The following is a 17,419-nucleotide window of genomic DNA, read 5'->3' as shown; positions in this document are numbered from 1 at the left end:
AGAAAGCAGTATGACAGAACTGACAGTGAAAGCACTAAGTGAAGAGATTGGTACTCCAGTTGAGCACTTAGTAGAACAACTTGCTGATGCTGGTATGAAAAAAACCAGTACAGACAGTGTTACTGATGATGAGAAGCAACAACTTCTTGCTCATCTAAAAAAAGGCAACGGTTCAACAAGTGACTCAGAACCGACTCGCCTAACTTTGCAACGTAAAACTAAAAGTACATTAAGTGTGTCTGCTGGTGGCGGTAAGAGCAAAGAAGTACAAGTTGAAGTACGTAAAAAGCGTACTTACGTGAAGCGTTCTGCGGTTGATGAAGAAGCTCAACGCGAAGCGGAAGAACTCGCAGCACGTGAAGCAGCAGAAGCGGCCAAGCGTGAAGCAGAGGAAAAAGCAAAATTAGAAGCTGAAGCAAAAGCAAAAGCTGACGCCGAAGCAAAAGCAAAGCGTGAAGCTGCAGATGCCGCGAAACGTGAAGCTGCGGAAAAAGCGAAAGCTGAAGAAGCAAAAGCAGCCGCAAAACGTTCTCCTGAAGACAAAGCTCAACATGACGCTGCTAAGAAAGAAGCAGAAGCATTGAAGCGTCGTCAGGAAGAAGAAGCTCAACGTAAAGCAGAACAAGAAGCACAAAAATTGGTTGAAGAAGCACGTAAGTTAGCAGAAGAAAACGAAGCTCGTTGGTCGGAAGAAGAGAAGAAGAAAAAAGAATCTGAAAACTCTGATTATCACGTAACGACAAATAAACATGCGCGCGCAGCAGAAGATGAAGCTGACCGTCGTAGTGAAGCAAGTCGTCGTAAGAAGAAAAAGCCAGCGAAAAAAGAAGATGACCGTTTTGGTGGTCGCAATGCTCGTGGTGGACGTAATCGTAAAGGTAAATTGGCGAAACCAACTTCTATGCAACAAGGCTTTGATAAAAATGCCACTGTTGCAAAAGCAGAAGTTGTGATTGGCGAAACGATCGTTGTTTCTGAACTGGCAAATAAAATGTCAGTGAAAGGGACTGAAGTCATCAAAACCATGATGAAGATGGGCGCAATGGCGACTATCAACCAAGTGATCGACCAAGAAACGGCAGCGCTAGTTGCGGAAGAGATGGGTCATAAGGTAGTGCTTCGTAAAGAAAACGAATTAGAAGAAGCGATTCTATCTGATCGTGATAACACAACAGAAGCAACCCCTCGTGCGCCAGTGGTTACTATCATGGGTCACGTTGACCACGGTAAAACATCGACGCTTGATTACATTCGTCGTAGCCGTGTTGCATCAGGTGAAGCGGGTGGTATTACTCAGCACATTGGTGCTTACCACGTTGAAACTGACAATGGCATGATCACATTCTTGGATACTCCAGGACACGCCGCATTTACTTCAATGCGTGCTCGTGGTGCTCAAGCGACAGATATCGTTGTTCTTGTTGTTGCAGCAGACGATGGTGTTATGCCACAAACAATTGAAGCGATTCAGCACGCAAAAGCGGCAGATGTTCCTTTAATTATTGCTGTTAACAAAATCGATAAAGAAGATGCCAACCCAGATAACGTTAAAAACGAGCTAGCTCAATACGACGTTATTCCTGAAGAGTGGGGCGGCGAAAACATGTTCGTCCATATCTCAGCTAAAGCAGGTACAAACATTGATGGCCTACTAGAAGCTATCTTGTTACAAGCTGAAGTTTTAGAACTTAAAGCGGTAACCGATGGTATGGCTTCGGGTGTGGTTGTTGAATCTCGTCTTGATAAAGGTCGTGGTCCAGTTGCAACTGTATTGGTTCAAGCCGGTACTCTACGTAAAGGCGATATTGTACTTTGTGGTCAAGAATATGGACGTATCCGTGCGATGCGTGATGAGAATGGTCAAGAGATCACTGAAGCGGGTCCTTCTATTCCTGCTGAGATTCTTGGTTTATCAGGTGTACCGGCTTCTGGTGATGAAGCGACTGTAGTTCGTGATGAGCGTAAAGCCCGTGAAGTTGCAAACTATCGTCAAGGTAAATTCCGTGATGTAAAACTTGCTCGTCAGCAAAAATCGAAACTTGAAAATATGTTCTCTAACATGGAAGCGGGTGAAGTTGCTGAGCTTAACGTAGTACTGAAAGCAGACGTTCAAGGTTCTGTTGAAGCTATCGCTGATTCATTACGTAAACTTTCAACTGAAGAAGTGAAAGTGAACATCGTAGGTTCTGGTGTTGGTGGTATTACTGAAACGGATGCCGTACTTGCAGCCGCATCTAACGCTATCATCCTTGGCTTTAACGTTCGTGCTGATGCTTCAGCTCGTCGTACCGTTGAAAACGAAAACCTAGATTTACGTTACTACTCAATCATCTACCAATTGATTGATGAAGTGAAACAAGCGATGGGTGGTATGCTTGCTCCTGAATTTAAGCAAGAGATCATTGGTCTTGCAGAAGTTCGTGATGTCTTCAAGTCACCAAAACTTGGCGCTATCGCAGGTTGTATGGTTACTGAAGGTGTTATCAAGCGTAGCAATCCAATCCGCGTACTTCGTGAAAACGTAGTTATTTACGAAGGTGAGCTTGAATCACTACGTCGCTTTAAAGATGACGTACAAGAAGTTCGTAATGGTTACGAGTGTGGTATCGGCGTTAAGAACTATAATGATGTTCGTGCTGGTGACCAAATCGAAGTATTTGAAATCGTTGAGATTAAACGTACTCTTGATTAATCAAGTTTCGTTACCTTTCAAAGGTATATGACGAACGGTTGTTTAATACACCATGGGGAGCATTATGTGCTCCCCATTCTTTCTGTAGAAACACTCAAAATTTGAGTGAACAGATGTGAGAAAAGATATGTCAAAAGAATTTAGCCGTGCACAACGTGTTGCACAACAGCTACAAAAAGAATTAGCTTCTATCCTACAACGTGATGTACGTGATTCACGCATTGGCATGGTGACCATTTCTGATGTAGAAGTATCGCGAGACCTAGCTTATGCCAAAGTATTTGTAACCTTTCTATGTGTTGGTGATCAAACGCCAGAATCTAGCCTGGAAGCGTTAAAAGAGCACGAAGTTGCCGTTCGTATGGCACTTGGTAAGCGTATTCGTTTACGTTTAACGCCAGAGGTTCGTTTTACTTATGACAACACTCTCGTTGAAGGTATGCGTATGTCTAACCTTGTAAGTGAAGTGATTAGCAAAGATAACAAACGTAAGAAAGATGCTGGCCGTGAGGACGAAGGAGAAGAGTAATGGCTCGTAGACGTCGTGGTCGTCCTATTGATGGCGTTTTATTACTAGATAAACCAACCAGTATTAGCTCAAATGATGCGTTGCAAAAAGTGAAGCGCATCTATTTTGCTGAAAAAGCCGGGCATACTGGTGCGCTCGATCCTTTAGCAACCGGTATGCTGCCAATTTGCCTAGGAGAAGCGACTAAGTTTTCTCAATTCTTATTGGATTCAGATAAGCGTTATCGTGTGATTGCCAAGCTAGGTGAGCGTACCGATACTTCTGACTCTGATGGCGAAGTAGTACAAACTCGCGAAGTGAAAATCGATCGTGGTTTACTTGAGCGTTGCATTGCCAAGTTCCGTGGTACGACTGACCAGATCCCATCGATGTTTTCAGCATTAAAATATCAAGGTAAGCCTTTGTATGAATATGCTCGTCAAGGCATCGAAGTTCCACGTGAATCTCGCAAAATCACTGTATTTGAGATCACCTTGATTCGCTTTGAGGGTCATGAAGTGGAGATGGAAGTACATTGCTCTAAAGGCACTTATATTCGTACTATCGTTGATGACTTAGGTGAAATGCTAGGTTGTGGTGCTCATGTGACTTATCTTCGTCGAACTGGAGTTGCGCGTTATCCTTATGAGAAAATGGTGACACTTGAGCAACTTGAAGCCTTATTAGAGCAAGCGCGTGATCAAGAGATTGAGCCTCGTGAATTGCTTGATCCATTGTTATTACCTATGGATACCGCGGTAGAAGATCTCCCTGAAGTGAATATGATTCCAGAGTTAGCTGAATTAGCCCAACATGGCCAACCGGTGCAAATTTCTGGCGCACCGACGGAAGGTGTGGTTCGTATGACTATGGGGACAGAGCGTACCTTTATTGGTGTGGCGAATATCGATGATGATGGACGTGTCGCGCCGAAAAGGTTGGTGGTGTTTAGGTAAAGAGTTTAAAAGAGTTTCTAGTTTCTAAGAGATCGAGTCTCGTTACTCGGGCGCTACGCTTCTCGAATTACGGATCGAGCCACGCAGCGCCCGAAAGTCGAACCTCGTAATATTTTTTAGAGGTGAAACTCTTTGCTTTTACGATTTTATTCCCCTATAATCCGCGCTTCGCGTGTCGGCTGAATCAGAGATTGGCTGACACATTTATACACTCACTCTTATTAGGAGAGCATTATGTCTCTGAATGCAGAAACTAAAGCAGCAATCGTTGCAGAATACGCACAAGCTGAAGGCGATACAGGTTCACCAGAAGTACAAGTAGCACTACTTACTGCTTCTATCAACCACCTACAAGGTCACTTCGCTGATCACAAACACGATCACCACAGCCGTCGCGGTCTACTACGTATGGTTTCTCGTCGTCGTAAACTTTTAGATTACCTAAAAGGTAAAGATCTAGATCGTTACTTCGCTCTAATCAAGCGTCTTGGCCTACGTCGTTAATTCGTCGTTTGGTTTAATACCAAGATTAGAAAGCATTTGTTTTATCTATGGCTGCTTGCTCAACAAGCAAAGATAAATTAAACAGATACTGAAAAAAAGGAGCTCCGGCTCCTTTTTTGTGCGTGTAATTTATCTAACCACGATATTATCTCGCGCTGAAATAAGACATTTCTCCCTAAGTGGTTTATACTACGACTCGTTTGTTTTAGTTAACGTGTTCGTCATGCCTAACTTAAAATAAACCTCTGTTGATTCACTTTACAGTCACCGATGTCGACCATGAAGGTCGCGACTAATAACAGCCTTTTCTTGTACCGCCTTTTCACTATTGAGCGAGCTACCATTTGAAAAATCTGCTATTAGTCGCGATTGGTAAAGTAGTCACTGAGTATTGATATACTTTGAAATTATTTAATTAAGGATCTTTACGTGAAAGCAATCGTAAAAAAATTCCAGTACGGTAACCATACCGTTACTCTAGAAACTGGCGTAATGGCTCGCCAAGCAACTGCTGCTGTAATGGCAAGTATGGATGACACTTCTGTATTCGTATCTGTTGTTGCGAAAAAAGAAGCGGTTGAAGGTCAAGACTTCTTCCCTCTAACAGTAAACTACCAAGAGCGTACATACGCTGCAGGTAAAATCCCTGGTGGTTTCTTCAAGCGTGAAGGCCGTCCTTCTGAAAGCGAAACACTAACTGCACGTCTGATTGACCGTCCAATCCGTCCACTTTTCCCTGATGCATTCAAAAACGAAGTTCAGGTAATTGCAACGGTTGTTTCTGCAAATCCAAATATCTCTCCAGACATCATCACTATGATTGGTACGTCTGCAGCACTAGCAATTTCTGGTGTTCCATTTAATGGTCCAATCGGCTCTGCACGTGTTGGTCACATCAATGGTGAGTTAGTACTTAACCCAAGCGAAACTGAGCTTAAAGAATCTAAGCTTGACCTTGTGGTTGCTGGTACGGAAAGTGCAGTATTAATGGTTGAATCAGAAGCAGACAACCTAACTGAAGAAGAAATGCTAGCGGCTGTGGTTTATGGTCACGACCAACAACAAACCGTTATTTCTGCAATCAACGAATTTGCTGCTGAAGTTGCTACTCCTGCTTGGGATTGGACTGCTCCAGCTGAAAATACAGAGCTTAAGAACAAAATTGCTGAGTTAGCAGAAGCTCAACTGATCGAAGCTTACCAAATTACTGAGAAGATGGCGCGTTATGATCGTATCCATCAACTTAGCGACGAAGTAAAAGAAAAGCTTTTAGCTGAAAACGAAGAATTAAATCCAAAAGAAATTCACGCGATTTTCCACGATTTAGAGAAAAACGTAGTACGTAGCCGCATTATTGCAGGTAACCCACGTATCGACGGTCGTGAAAAAGACATGGTTCGTGCACTTGATGTACGTACTGGCGTTCTTCCACGTACTCACGGTTCTTCATTATTTACACGTGGTGAAACTCAAGCGCTTGTAACTGCAACGCTTGGTACACAACGTGACGCGCAAATCATCGATAGCTTACTAGGTGAGAAGAAAGATAACTTCCTTCTACATTACAACTTCCCTCCATATTGTGTAGGTGAAACTGGTTTCGTTGGTTCTCCTAAGCGTCGTGAAATTGGTCACGGTAAATTAGCAAAACGTGGTATTGCTGCGGTTATGCCTTCTGTTGAAGAATTCCCATACACGGTTCGTGTAGTATCGGAAATCACTGAATCAAACGGTTCATCTTCAATGGCTTCTGTATGTGGTACTTCTCTTGCGCTTATGGATGCTGGTGTACCAATTAAGTCTTCTGTTGCGGGGATCGCGATGGGGCTAGTTAAAGAAGGCGACGACTTTGTTGTTCTTTCTGACATCCTAGGCGACGAAGATCACCTTGGTGATATGGACTTTAAAGTAGCGGGTACTAACGATGGTATCACAGCACTTCAAATGGATATCAAAATCGAAGGTATCACTAAAGAAATCATGCAAATTGCGCTTAACCAAGCACAAGGCGCACGTAAGCACATTCTTAAAGTGATGGACGAAGCGATTTCTGGTGCTCGCGAAGAGATCTCTGAATTTGCTCCACGTATCCACACTATGAAAATCTCTGCTGAGAAGATCAAAGACGTTATCGGTAAAGGTGGTGCAGTTATCCGTGCTCTAACGGAAGAAACTGGCACAACAATTGAAATCGATGATGACGGTACAATCAAGATTGCTGCGACTGAAGGTGAAGCGGCAAAAGAAGCGATTCGTCGTATCGAAGAAATCACTGCAGAAGTAGAAGTGGGCCGTATTTACTCAGGTAAAGTGGCTCGTCTTGCTGACTTCGGTGCATTTGTAACGATTCTTCCTGGTAAAGATGGTCTGGTACACATTTCTCAAATTGCTGACAAGCGTATCGAGAAAGTATCTGACTACCTATCTGAAGGCCAAGAAGTTCAAGTTAAAGTACTTGAGATTGACCGCCAAGGCCGTGTTCGTCTAAGTATGAAAGAAGCGGTAGAAACAACTGAGGCACCAGCTGAACCATCAGCTGAGTAAGTTGTCTTAATTTAGACGCTGAGAAAGAGAGGGGCTTCGGCTCCTCTTTTTTATGCTCATTTAAAAGATTATTTGAACTTAATTGGTTCTTTAATATGAGTATACTTCATTCCTGTTCTACTTTATAAGAAGTGGTGACTAGGAGAAACAACGTGTATATTGGTGACGAACACCATGTCACTAAAGTGATATCCGAATATACGAGAACAGTTATACTGCAGAGGAGCACGTTATTCGTGAAATATGTTAAATGGTTTAGCCTTATTGCTGCCTTCTTTTTAATGGGTTGTGCAAACCAAGGTAACTCTTCAAATTCATGGGTATATCCGCCGATGGCGATTCCATTGCAGCCTTCTATTCAACAAGAAGTTCAGATCGCTCGCTTAAACCAATTACTAACCCGCAAAGATGTGAGCCAAAATGTACGAGCTCAAATGTTTGCTGAACGTGGTCGTTTTTTAGATAGTGTTGGTTTAGCTGATTTAGCACGCCTAGATTACGAGCGTTCTCTAAAACTCAATCCTGCACAATCGGAAGTTTTTAATGTTCTCGGAGTATATTTTACCCAAATGAGTGATTATGACTCTGCCTTTGATGCGTTTGATTCAAGTCTAGAGCTGGATCCAAATAATCAATATGCTGAGCGTAATCGTGCGATAGCTTTGTATTATGCAGGACGTCATTCTCTGGCGCTGCAAGATATGACTAGTAACTACGAGAAAGATACTTCTGATCCGTATCGCGCACTGTGGCTGTACTACATTCAGCGTGAAGATAATGTTGAGCAAGCGACAGCCGCTCTAAAACAACGCTATCAACAAAAAGATGAGCAATGGGGCTGGGATCTTGTTGGCATGACACTAGGTGAATTAAGTGAGCATGAAGTCTTAGAGTCGGTAGCCATGACCACACAAAATAATGTTGAGTTGGCGAAAAAACTGACAGAAGTGTATTTCTATTTAGCGAAGAATTATCAGTATAAAGGTGATTACTCTAATGCGATTGCACTTTATAAGCTGTCGATTGCGTTAAACGTCTATGAGTTTTCTGAGCACCGCTACGCTTTCTTAGAATTAGGTCGTATCTTTAAGTCTATTCAAGCTGAACGCGCTGAGGAGACTCAAAAAGATAACCAAGATCAAGGCAGTAAGGCGAATGAAGCTCAAGAAGATGAGTCAACACCACCGCAAGAATCGAATAATCATCCGCTACAAACTTATCAAGCACCAAAACTGAGTGCTTAATACTCTTCGTACTTGAAGTTGCAGCTTTGTTGACGGCGTTCATTCACTTGCCGCCTCGCTGCAACTTCAATTACTTTGAGTATATAACGGCTGTAAGGGGGGGAGGTGTTAGTTTTGAACTAATCCTGCCAATTGATGCCAGTAGCCGTTACATTGTTTACTATTGGTAATAATGCGCTTTTGATTATCTTCATTGGCTTTAAAATCAGATAAAGTTGTTAAAGTTTCAATACCTAGAGGACTTAAACGTACTACATCAACCAATCCTTGCATACTTTGCAGATCATTGCCTAGGTTATAACAATAGCCAGATTGAGTTTGGATGCCATTTAAGTTGAACACCTCTTGGCCTTCTTGGCTGCTAACTTGAATACCGGTTGGGTATTTAATGCAGCAAGTCTCACAATCATCTTTGGCCTTATCTTCAGCGCGAGCAGTAAAGCAGCGAGCAGAGTAGGCTAAAGGTAAGTATCCGTAGCTGAACACTTCCACTTCAAATTGGTCACGAATACCAATTTCATCGCATTGCTCTAAAGTATGGCGTAACCAGTCGCGAGATAATTCCACCGGCATACACCAGCGAATCATACCTTGCTTGGCAAAGACTTTAAGCGTGTGAGCATTATAAGTATTGATCGCAGCCCCGACCACGAAAGGCACTTTCGCTTCATATGCCAGTTGAATGCCAGACACATCGTTAGCTTCAATCGTAAAATCACCGTTATCGATGTATTTCTTCATGACATTGACTTCACTTGGCGCTTCTAATAACGCCATGGTAGACAATACTACTTGTTTACCAGATAGAGCTAAGTCTTTGGCGATATCAAACCACTGTGCCGGTTTCATCTCACGACGTTTCGAACATACAGCTTCGCCTAGGTAGATAATATCGGCTTGGCTATTTTTCGCTTGTTGGTAAAAGCGTTCTACATCGGCTTTTGGCCAAAAATAAAGAATAGGGCCAAGTGAGTACTGTAAGTTTTTTGCTTGAGTCATTGTCTTGTCCTATCTACTGCCATTTACGATGGTAAGCACCGAGTGTGGTTTGTGTGCCTTCGGATACATTGGCCAAGGCGGCATTCCATTGAGGTTCAACTTGATACGCTTCAGGGTTCGCAAGGTAGCGGTCGATAGCGGCGCGCCAAGTGCGAGTGACTTGTTCCACATAAGCTGGACTACGTTGACGACCTTCAATTTTCACAGAAGCGACATTGGCAGCAAAAAGCTCAGGCAACATGGATAATGTATTAAGACTGGTTGGCTCTTCTAACACGTGATAACGCTGATCTTCGCCAGTAATATTGATATCAAATCGGCCTTTGCAAAGGGTTGGGTAGCCTGCATTTTCACCTTCGCCATATCGGTCAATAAGAATGTCATTAAGGCGAGACTCTAAGCCATCTTGGGTTTCTTGCCAGCGAACATATTTGGCAGGCGAGCAAGCGCCGACCGTGTTTGGTGATTCGCCGGTCAGATACGAGGATAAGTAGCAACGGCCTTCCGCCATAATGCATAGGCTGCCAAACGCAAACACTTCAAGCTCAACGCCTTGTGGAATATTACGTGAGAGTTGTTTTACTTGATGTATTGAAAGCACGCGAGGCAGTACTACACGTTTAACATTAAAGTTGTTGGCGTAGAAATTAACCGCTGCGCTGTTGGTCGCTGAGGCTTGAACCGATAAGTGCAATTCTATGTCTGGATATTTATTTGAGGCGTAGTCTAGTAAAGCAATATCCGCGATGATCAGAGCATCGACCCCAATATCGACCGCTTGATCGACCGCATTGGTCCAGCGTTCAAAGCCACTTGGGTGAGCAAATGTGTTTAACGCAACATGAATTTTTTTATTATGATCGTGTACGTATTGAACCGCTTTATCTAGCTTCTTACCGTTAAAATTAAGGCCGGCAAAGTGACGAGCGTTGGTGTCATCTTTAAATCCAATGTAAACGGCATCCGCACCACAATCGATGGCCGTTTTGAGTGCCGGTAAATTACCCGCAGGGCAAAGTAGTTCCATCCTTCTATCCCTTGTAAATTGTAGAATGGGCGTCATTTTATGGGATCTATCACTGTGGGAATTGATGTAAGGCAGGTTTCAGTTCGATACCTCTACCTATAAAGTGGTTTTTTTATAAAAATGTGAGCTTTTTTGATTCAACACAGGTTCGCCGAAGAGTAGCCATGTAAAGTAAGACTCTTTATCATGGAGGTATTATGTTCTCACATTTTCGTACTCAAACTGTGGCTAATGCCGCGTCATTATTCGCTATTCCTAGCAAACTCATTCCGCAATCCATTCACAATAAAGTGCTATTAGAAGGGCTAAAGCGTGTTTTTCATGAAGCGCTAGAAGATGGTGATTTTGAGTTTTTGCAAGAACGTTGGCTAAAGGTGTCGATTAGCGATATCGGTTTAAGTTGGATGATCAGCTTTGATGATGGCAATTTGATTGTGTCAGATAAACCTCAACAGCAAGACGTCAGTTTTTCAGGTTGCTTGAACGATATGGTTTTGATTGCGGGTCGCAAAGAAGATCCTGATACCTTATTCTTCCAACGACGTCTAAAAATTGAAGGGGATACCGAACTTGGGCTAGAAGTGAAGAATTTAATGGATAGCTTAGATTTAGATTCACTGCCTAAACCGGTCACTCAAACGATGCAGAAATTAGCGAGCTTTGTTCAGCAAGGCCTAATGGAACAGCCCTCACAAACTGCGGTAGCCTAAACTCTAATCTTGACGTTCTTGAGTGTAGAAGTGCCTGACTATAGAAGTTCTTTGGATATAAATGTCTGCTTTTTGAGTTTGCCCACAATTGATGTGAGAAAAGTGAGAATGATGGCGTGATTCGGTATAGAATTCACTCCCTATTTTCATAATCATAATGAGAGTCACCATGCAAATTCGTACCGAAGTTCCGGCTGATATTTTAACGATAGATGCATTACTGAAAGCGGCCTTTCCAACGCCAGCAGAAGCTAAGCTCGTTCGCGCTTTACGTGAAAACAGCCGCTTTACGCTTTCATTAGTCGCTTGTAGTGATGAAGGCGAAGTGATTGGCCATGCTCTATTTACGCCAGTGACGGTCGATGGTGAAGACTATGGTTGGCAAGCTTTAGCACCAGTTGCGATAAAAGAATCTCATCGCGGCCAAGGTATTGCAGAGCAGTTAATCCGCTCGGGGTTTGACTCGTTACTTGAATTTGGTTATTCCGCTTGTGTGGTACTGGGTGAACCTAACTACTATTCACGCTTTGGTTTTAAAAATGCTGAATTGTTTGGTTTAGTTTCTATTTATAATCAAATGCCGGAATTTACCCCGGGTGCATTTCAGGTTATCGCATTAGATGATGGCGCTTTAGAAGGTAAGTCTGGCTTGGTAGAATATAGCCCTGAGTTCCAAGGTTAGTAATATCATGTTTGACGATTCCAATTCAGTGCTACATCAACCAGAATTACGCCAACAAAGCTATTTAAAGGAAATGGGAATTTCAACCTTTGAAGTGGCCCATCCAGATAAGTTAGAAGGTTATCAATCTCCCGGTATTAGCTTGCCAAATGACTGCGCTTTATTGCTGGTGGCAGAAACTTGTCCGCAAGGTGAAGATGCTACGCTGTTTATTAAAGTGTTAGCCAGTATGAAGTTACAGCCAGAACAAGCCTTGCATTTAACTCCCGGGCAATTCGCTCAATTACAACAGCATAATCTCAATTGGGTGTGGTTTGCCGGATGTGATGATTCAATCTCAAGTAATGATGATTTGCCCCAATGGGACTCTGTGAAGTCGCTGCATTCTCCCGTGCTTAGTGCGATTCATGGTAATACTCAAAACCGACGAGATCTTTGGCAACAGATTTGTTCTTATGACTAATAACCTTCGTATTACACCGCTGCAAACTGAGCACCTAGATGTCGTGTGGCAAATTGAGAAAATTGCTCATAGCCACCCTTGGTCGGAATCGATGATCCGCGATCTATCTCATCAAAATTCAGCCAATTCTAGTAAGTATCAATTTGCATTATGGGCCGATGAGCAATTGGTCGGTTATTTGTACAGCCAAAATATTGTTGGTGAAGTGACATTACTGACTATCGCGGTGGATCCTCGTCAGCAAGGTAAAGGCTATGGACGGGCATTGATTGAGCATTTAATCGAACATAGCGAAAACGTCAATGCTGAGAGTATTTGGTTGGAAGTTCGAGAAAGTAATCGTGGCGCGTATCATTTATACGAGTCGCTTGGCTTTAATGAAATAGATCGTCGCGTCAACTACTATCCTTCAACAAAGAGCAGTAATGGTAAAGAAGATGCCATCATCATGAATTTGATCTTGGATGATAATTTTAATCCCTTCGCTTAACTCGTTATTAAAAAGCCTGAAACTGTGATGAGTTTAGGCTTTCAACTAGAGTTATCACAAATTTTGCGTATAATTCGCCCATCTCACATTTGTGATCCTATTATCTATCATATTGACGTTATCAGTATGAGTATGAACAAAGTATAAGGTTTCCTTCATGTCATTCCTTTCAGAAATTAGTAAGCGTCGTACGTTTGCGATCATTTCTCACCCGGATGCGGGTAAAACGACCATCACTGAAAAAGTATTATTATTCGGAAACGCTTTGCAAAAAGCTGGTACGGTTAAAGGTCGTGGTTCAAGCCAACATGCCAAATCTGACTGGATGGAAATGGAAAAGGAACGTGGCATTTCGGTAACCACTTCTGTCATGCAGTTTCCATACAACGACTGTCTAGTAAACCTACTGGATACTCCAGGACACGAAGATTTCTCGGAAGATACTTACCGTACGCTAACCGCAGTGGATTCTTGTTTGATGGTTATCGATGCAGCTAAAGGTGTCGAAGACCGTACTCGTAAATTGATGGAAGTAACCCGTTTACGTGATACGCCAATTGTTACCTTTATGAATAAATGTGACCGTGATACGCGTGATCCAATGGATTTGCTCGATGAAGTAGAAAGCGAATTAAAAATGGCTTGTGCACCGGTTTCTTGGCCGATTGGTAGCGGTAAAGAATTTAAAGGCGTGTATCACATTCACCGTGATGAAACGATCCTTTACGCTACAGGTCAAGGTCACACCATTCAAGAAGTTCGCACTATTAAAGGTCTCGATAATCCTGAACTTGATTCGGCGATTGGTGAAGAAGTCGCTGAGCAATTGCGTGAAGATCTAGAACTAGTGATTGGTGCAGCTCACGAATTTGATCAAGAACTTTTCTTGAAAGGCGAATTAACACCAGTATTCTTCGGTACCGCTCTGGGTAACTTTGGGGTCGATCATATGCTAACTGGCCTAACCAAATGGGCCCCTGCGCCACTTGATCGTGAAGCGAATGAGCGTACCGTAGAAGCGAAAGAAGAAAAATTTTCAGGCTTTGTATTTAAGATTCAGGCAAACATGGATCCTAAGCACCGTGACCGTATCGCTTTCATGCGTATTGTATCGGGTACTTATACTCAAGGCATGAAAATGAATCATGTTCGTACCGGTAAAATGGTTAACATTTCTGATGCCGTAACCTTTATGGCTGGTGACCGTGCTCGAGCTGAGCATGCTTATGCTGGTGATATTATTGGTTTACACAATCACGGTACCATTCAAATTGGTGATACCTTTACTCAAGGTGAAGCATTGAAGTTTGCTGGTATTCCTAACTTTGCGCCTGAATTGTTCCGCCGAATTCGCTTACGTGATCCGCTAAAACAAAAGCAATTGCTAAAAGGTTTAGTGCAACTTTCTGAAGAAGGGGCAGTACAGGTATTTCGTCCATTGCAAAATAATGATCTGATTGTTGGTGCAGTAGGTGTACTTCAATTTGATGTCGTTGTTGCGCGTTTAAAATCGGAATATAACGTAGAAGCGATTTATGAAAGCGTAAATGTTGCAACTGCCCGTTGGGTTGAGTGTGATGATGAGAAGAAACTTGATGAGTTCAAACGTAAGAACCAAACTAACTTAGCGTTGGATGGCGGTGATAACTTATCTTACGTTGCGCCAACGATGGTTAACTTAAACTTAGCCAAAGAACGTTTCCCAGATATTGAGTTCCATGCGACACGTGAACACTAATTGGTAATCACACTTAGTGAGCAATATTGAAGTTATAATGAAAAGGGTTGGCGTAGTGTCAACCCTTTTGCTTTAATTGTTTCGAAACACGAAACACGAAACACGAAACACGAAACACGAAACACGAAACACGAAACACGAAACACGAAACACGAAACACGAGGGTGATATGTTATTAGCAAAATTAAAACACTGGCTGGCACGCTATGACGCATGGTGTGAAGAGCTCGGTTTAACACCAGAGCATAAACGTAGTTGCTGTGCTTATCGGCCTGATCCGACGCATACTACAAAGCCGACCGATAAAAATGACTTTAATGCCTAATTACACTTTTATAGATACCCATTGCCATTTCGACTTTCCTGTTTTTTCTGATCTCAATAAAGAGTTATCTAAAGCACAAGAGGCCGGGGTGTGTAAAATTGTCATTCCTGCGACTCAGCAATCCGGTTGGGAACATTTACAATCGCTGTCAGCGCAATACCCCTCGATTTACTATTCCCTAGGCTTGCATCCTTATTTCTTAGATCAGCACAGTTGTCTAGAGCAAAACTGTTTTTTAGGCCAACATCGTCTTTTAGACCAACAGAGTGAATCCTCGCTTGAGCAACTTGATAAGGCGTTAACGAAAAGAGATCTTAAGTGTGTCGCGATAGGGGAGTGCGGATTAGATTTTATGCTCGATGCGTCACTGTTAACCGAGCAAAATATTCAAAAGCAATACCAGCTCTTTGATGGTCAACTACAACTGGCGATTAAACATAACTTGCCTCTCATTATCCATTCTCGTAAATCTCACGATAAGATCTTACCGCGATTGCGTAATAACCCTCCACAAAAAGGTGGTGTCATTCACGCTTTTTCGGGAAGTTATCAGCAGGCATTGGAATATGTGAAATTAGGCTTCTATATTGGAGTAGGTGGGGTAATTACTTATCAACGGGCAAATAAAACTCGTCAAGCAATTGCTCAATTACCATTAAACCGTTTAGTGCTTGAAACCGATGCACCTGATATGCCAGTTTTTGGGTATCAAGGTAAAGCGAACCATCCAGTGCATTTGTTAGACATATTTGACTCATTATGTGTATTACGTAAAGAACCAAAATCCGAGATTGCCAAGCAACTTTGGTTTAATAGTTGTCAGTTATTTCAAATTTAGTGATAAATTTGATGAACACAATGCAACCGTTTGCTTTTCTGTCAATATAAAAAAGCCAAACGTTTAGTGATGTAGGTCACGTGATATTATGTTTTTCATTTAATTTTCATGAATAAGTGTGATTTTGGTATTACTTTGTTACCTGTTGTCAGAGTATAATCGCCTTCGCTTTTTCGAGCTCCACTTTAAATAACTCACTTCAGAATAAGGAAGCCATATACCATGAGCCTGGTTATGAGCATTGTCGGCATGTTTGTACTGATTGCAATTGCAGTACTCCTTTCCGACAACCGCAAAGCAATTAATTTAAGAACCGTAGGTGGCGCATTTGCCATCCAATTCCTACTTGGCGCATTTGTATTGTATGTGCCGTGGGGTAAAGATGTATTAAACGCTATGACTAATGGCGTTCAGTATGTAATAGACTTTGGTAATGAAGGTATCGGGTTCCTATTTGGTAACCTAGTTAACTTCTCTGTTTCGGGTATTGGTTTTATTTTTGCTTTTAAAGTACTACCAACTATCATTTTCTTCTCTGCGCTTATTTCAGTACTTTACTATGTTGGCATTATGCAATTTGTCATTAAGGTATTAGGCGGTGGATTACAAAAGGCACTGGGTACTTCTCGCGCAGAATCAATGTCTGCAACAGCTAACATATTTGTCGGTCAAACAGAAGCACCATTAGTGGTTCGTCCATTTGTTCCTAAGATGACTAAATCTGAGTTATTTGCCGTAATGTGTGGTGGTTTAGCTTCTGTTGCTGGTGGTGTAATGGCGGGTTATGCAGCAATGGGTGTTCCTCTTGAATACTTAATCGCAGCATCGTTTATGGCAGCTCCTGGTGGCCTACTGTTTGCAAAAATCATCAAGCCTGAAACCGATGAGCCAATTGATCAACTTGACGATATCGAACAAGCTGATGAAGACAAACCAGCTAACGTTATCGATGCAGCAGCAAACGGTGCATCATCTGGTTTACAACTTGCATTAAATGTAGGTGCGATGCTATTGGCTTTCGTTGGTCTAATTGCATTAGTGAATGGCGCCCTTAGTGGGGTAGGTAACTGGTTCGGTATGCCCGAACTAAGTATGGAACTTATCCTTGGTTACTTATTTGCTCCATTAGCATGGTTAATCGGTGTTCCTTGGTCTGAAGCAACTATTGCAGGTACTTTCATCGGTCAAAAAACTATTTTGAATGAATTTGTTGCTTACTCTAATTTTGCTCCTTACTTAGCTGAAGGTGCACAAGTTGCCTTGTCTGAGAAGACCAAAGCAATTATTTCATTTGCTCTATGTGGTTTTGCTAACCTTTCTTCTATTGCGATTCTTCTAGGTGGCTTAGGTGGTTTAGCACCAGCCCGTCGTTCTGAGATTGCAAGTATGGGTATGAAGGCTATTGCTGCAGGTACGTTATCTAACTTAATGGCAGCAACGATTGCAGGTTTCTTCTTAACGCTATCTGCAATGTAAGTTAAGGTTTTTATATAGACGCCATTAATATGTAGTGTAAAGCCGTAGCATGAACTTGCTACGGCTTTTTGCGTTTTAGCATTACAGATTAAAGTCATAACCTTTATGTATATATTAAGGCTTTTTGAGATACAAACCGTTTGCGTTCAGGATAGTGACTGACCTCACGGAATAAATCAGTATAATCACCAGTAAATTCACACTAACAATGTATGTTCATTGA

The 17,419-nt window shown here is 42.3% G+C and carries 15 protein-coding genes; 13 read left to right on the top strand and 2 right to left on the bottom strand.

All coding sequences use genetic code 11. The features are described from left to right. The first annotated feature begins 10 nt into the window (after window positions 1–10). The 6 genes from infB (at window position 11) to nlpI (ending at window position 8,448) form a co-directional block, all read left to right on the top strand. Entirely contained in the window at window positions 11–2,692 is a 2,682-nt protein-coding gene (infB, locus tag ACN0T8_RS11570; RefSeq protein WP_417880780.1) for a translation initiation factor IF-2, read from the top strand. A gap of 127 nt (window positions 2,693–2,819) precedes the next feature. After that, on the top strand, window positions 2,820–3,221 hold the full coding sequence (gene rbfA, locus ACN0T8_RS11565; protein WP_417880778.1) for a 30S ribosome-binding factor RbfA: 402 nt from the start codon (window positions 2,820–2,822) through the stop codon (window positions 3,219–3,221). Continuing rightward, entirely contained in the window at window positions 3,221–4,156 is a 936-nt protein-coding gene (truB, locus tag ACN0T8_RS11560) for a tRNA pseudouridine(55) synthase TruB (RefSeq protein ID WP_417880777.1), read from the top strand. The genes rbfA and truB overlap by 1 nt, the downstream gene beginning before the upstream one ends. A 234-nt stretch (window positions 4,157–4,390) precedes the next feature. After that, window positions 4,391–4,660 carry a 30S ribosomal protein S15 gene (gene rpsO, locus ACN0T8_RS11555; RefSeq protein ID WP_237294762.1) on the top strand — a complete coding sequence of 90 codons (270 nt, stop codon included), beginning with the start codon at window positions 4,391–4,393 and terminating at the stop codon, window positions 4,658–4,660. Window positions 4,661–5,089: 429 nt separating this feature from the next. Then, entirely contained in the window at window positions 5,090–7,204 is a 2,115-nt protein-coding gene (gene pnp / locus ACN0T8_RS11550; RefSeq protein ID WP_417880776.1) for a polyribonucleotide nucleotidyltransferase, read from the top strand. 281 nt (window positions 7,205–7,485) lie between these two features. Next, complete coding sequence (gene nlpI, locus ACN0T8_RS11545; RefSeq protein ID WP_417880815.1) at window positions 7,486–8,448, top strand: lipoprotein NlpI; 963 nt, start codon at window positions 7,486–7,488, stop codon at window positions 8,446–8,448. Between the two features lie 108 nt (window positions 8,449–8,556). Here the strand turns inward: nlpI and ACN0T8_RS11540 are convergent, their stop codons facing one another. Together ACN0T8_RS11540 and ubiU are read right to left on the bottom strand one after the other, a co-directional pair. Next, window positions 8,557–9,447, bottom strand: coding sequence for a U32 family peptidase (locus ACN0T8_RS11540; RefSeq protein ID WP_417880775.1), 891 nt, complete (start codon window positions 9,445–9,447; stop codon window positions 8,557–8,559). Window positions 9,448–9,460: 13 nt separating this feature from the next. Further along, entirely contained in the window at window positions 9,461–10,474 is a 1,014-nt protein-coding gene (ubiU, locus tag ACN0T8_RS11535) for a ubiquinone anaerobic biosynthesis protein UbiU (protein WP_417880774.1), read from the bottom strand. 197 nt (window positions 10,475–10,671) lie between these two features. Here ubiU and ubiT point away from each other — a divergent pair, with 197 nt between their 5' ends. From ubiT to ACN0T8_RS11500, 7 genes are all read left to right on the top strand, one after another. Next, window positions 10,672–11,184: a ubiquinone anaerobic biosynthesis accessory factor UbiT gene (ubiT, locus tag ACN0T8_RS11530; protein WP_417880773.1), complete on the top strand. Its 513-nt coding sequence runs from the start codon at window positions 10,672–10,674 to the stop codon at window positions 11,182–11,184. Between the two features lie 169 nt (window positions 11,185–11,353). Continuing rightward, window positions 11,354–11,866, top strand: a complete 513-nt coding sequence (locus ACN0T8_RS11525) for a GNAT family N-acetyltransferase (RefSeq protein WP_417880772.1) — start codon at window positions 11,354–11,356, stop codon at window positions 11,864–11,866. 7 nt (window positions 11,867–11,873) lie between these two features. Next, entirely contained in the window at window positions 11,874–12,329 is a 456-nt protein-coding gene (locus ACN0T8_RS11520; protein WP_417880771.1) for a DNA polymerase III subunit psi, read from the top strand. Further along, window positions 12,322–12,819 (top strand): ribosomal protein S18-alanine N-acetyltransferase, encoded by a 498-nt coding sequence (rimI, locus tag ACN0T8_RS11515; RefSeq protein ID WP_417880770.1) that lies wholly within the window; start codon window positions 12,322–12,324, stop codon window positions 12,817–12,819. The genes ACN0T8_RS11520 and rimI overlap by 8 nt, the downstream gene beginning before the upstream one ends. 157 nt (window positions 12,820–12,976) lie before the next feature. Further along, window positions 12,977–14,557 carry a peptide chain release factor 3 gene (prfC, locus tag ACN0T8_RS11510; RefSeq protein WP_417880769.1) on the top strand — a complete coding sequence of 527 codons (1,581 nt, stop codon included), beginning with the start codon at window positions 12,977–12,979 and terminating at the stop codon, window positions 14,555–14,557. 308 nt (window positions 14,558–14,865) lie between these two features. After that, window positions 14,866–15,720: a TatD family hydrolase gene (locus ACN0T8_RS11505; protein WP_417880768.1), complete on the top strand. Its 855-nt coding sequence runs from the start codon at window positions 14,866–14,868 to the stop codon at window positions 15,718–15,720. 222 nt (window positions 15,721–15,942) lie between these two features. Further along, complete coding sequence (locus tag ACN0T8_RS11500) at window positions 15,943–17,196, top strand: NupC/NupG family nucleoside CNT transporter (RefSeq protein ID WP_417880767.1); 1,254 nt, start codon at window positions 15,943–15,945, stop codon at window positions 17,194–17,196. Window positions 17,197–17,419: the final 223 nt, after the last annotated feature.

Origin of the sequence: Vibrio sp., assembly GCF_048266485.1 — a bacterium.
In the GTDB taxonomy this organism is placed as follows: Bacteria; Pseudomonadota; Gammaproteobacteria; order Enterobacterales; family Vibrionaceae; genus Vibrio.
This window is presented reverse-complemented; position numbering and strand designations above follow the sequence as displayed.

Excerpts from the sequence above, each read along its gene's own strand:
- infB (WP_417880780.1), top strand. The coding sequence starts at position 11 with ATGACAGAACTGACAGTGAAAGCACTAAGTGAAGAGATTGGTACTCCA.
- rbfA (WP_417880778.1), top strand. The coding sequence starts at position 2,820 with ATGTCAAAAGAATTTAGCCGTGCACAACGTGTTGCACAACAGCTACAA.
- truB (WP_417880777.1), top strand. The coding sequence starts at position 3,221 with ATGGCTCGTAGACGTCGTGGTCGTCCTATTGATGGCGTTTTATTACTA.
- rpsO (WP_237294762.1), top strand. The coding sequence starts at position 4,391 with ATGTCTCTGAATGCAGAAACTAAAGCAGCAATCGTTGCAGAATACGCA.
- nlpI (WP_417880815.1), top strand. The coding sequence starts at position 7,486 with ATGGGTTGTGCAAACCAAGGTAACTCTTCAAATTCATGGGTATATCCG.
- ACN0T8_RS11540 (WP_417880775.1), bottom strand. The coding sequence starts at position 9,447 with ATGACTCAAGCAAAAAACTTACAGTACTCACTTGGCCCTATTCTTTAT.
- ubiU (WP_417880774.1), bottom strand. The coding sequence starts at position 10,474 with ATGGAACTACTTTGCCCTGCGGGTAATTTACCGGCACTCAAAACGGCC.
- ubiT (WP_417880773.1), top strand. The coding sequence starts at position 10,672 with ATGTTCTCACATTTTCGTACTCAAACTGTGGCTAATGCCGCGTCATTA.
- ACN0T8_RS11525 (WP_417880772.1), top strand. The coding sequence starts at position 11,354 with ATGCAAATTCGTACCGAAGTTCCGGCTGATATTTTAACGATAGATGCA.
- ACN0T8_RS11520 (WP_417880771.1), top strand. The coding sequence starts at position 11,874 with ATGTTTGACGATTCCAATTCAGTGCTACATCAACCAGAATTACGCCAA.
- rimI (WP_417880770.1), top strand. The coding sequence starts at position 12,322 with ATGACTAATAACCTTCGTATTACACCGCTGCAAACTGAGCACCTAGAT.
- prfC (WP_417880769.1), top strand. The coding sequence starts at position 12,977 with ATGTCATTCCTTTCAGAAATTAGTAAGCGTCGTACGTTTGCGATCATT.
- ACN0T8_RS11505 (WP_417880768.1), top strand. The coding sequence starts at position 14,866 with ATGACTTTAATGCCTAATTACACTTTTATAGATACCCATTGCCATTTC.
- ACN0T8_RS11500 (WP_417880767.1), top strand. The coding sequence starts at position 15,943 with ATGAGCCTGGTTATGAGCATTGTCGGCATGTTTGTACTGATTGCAATT.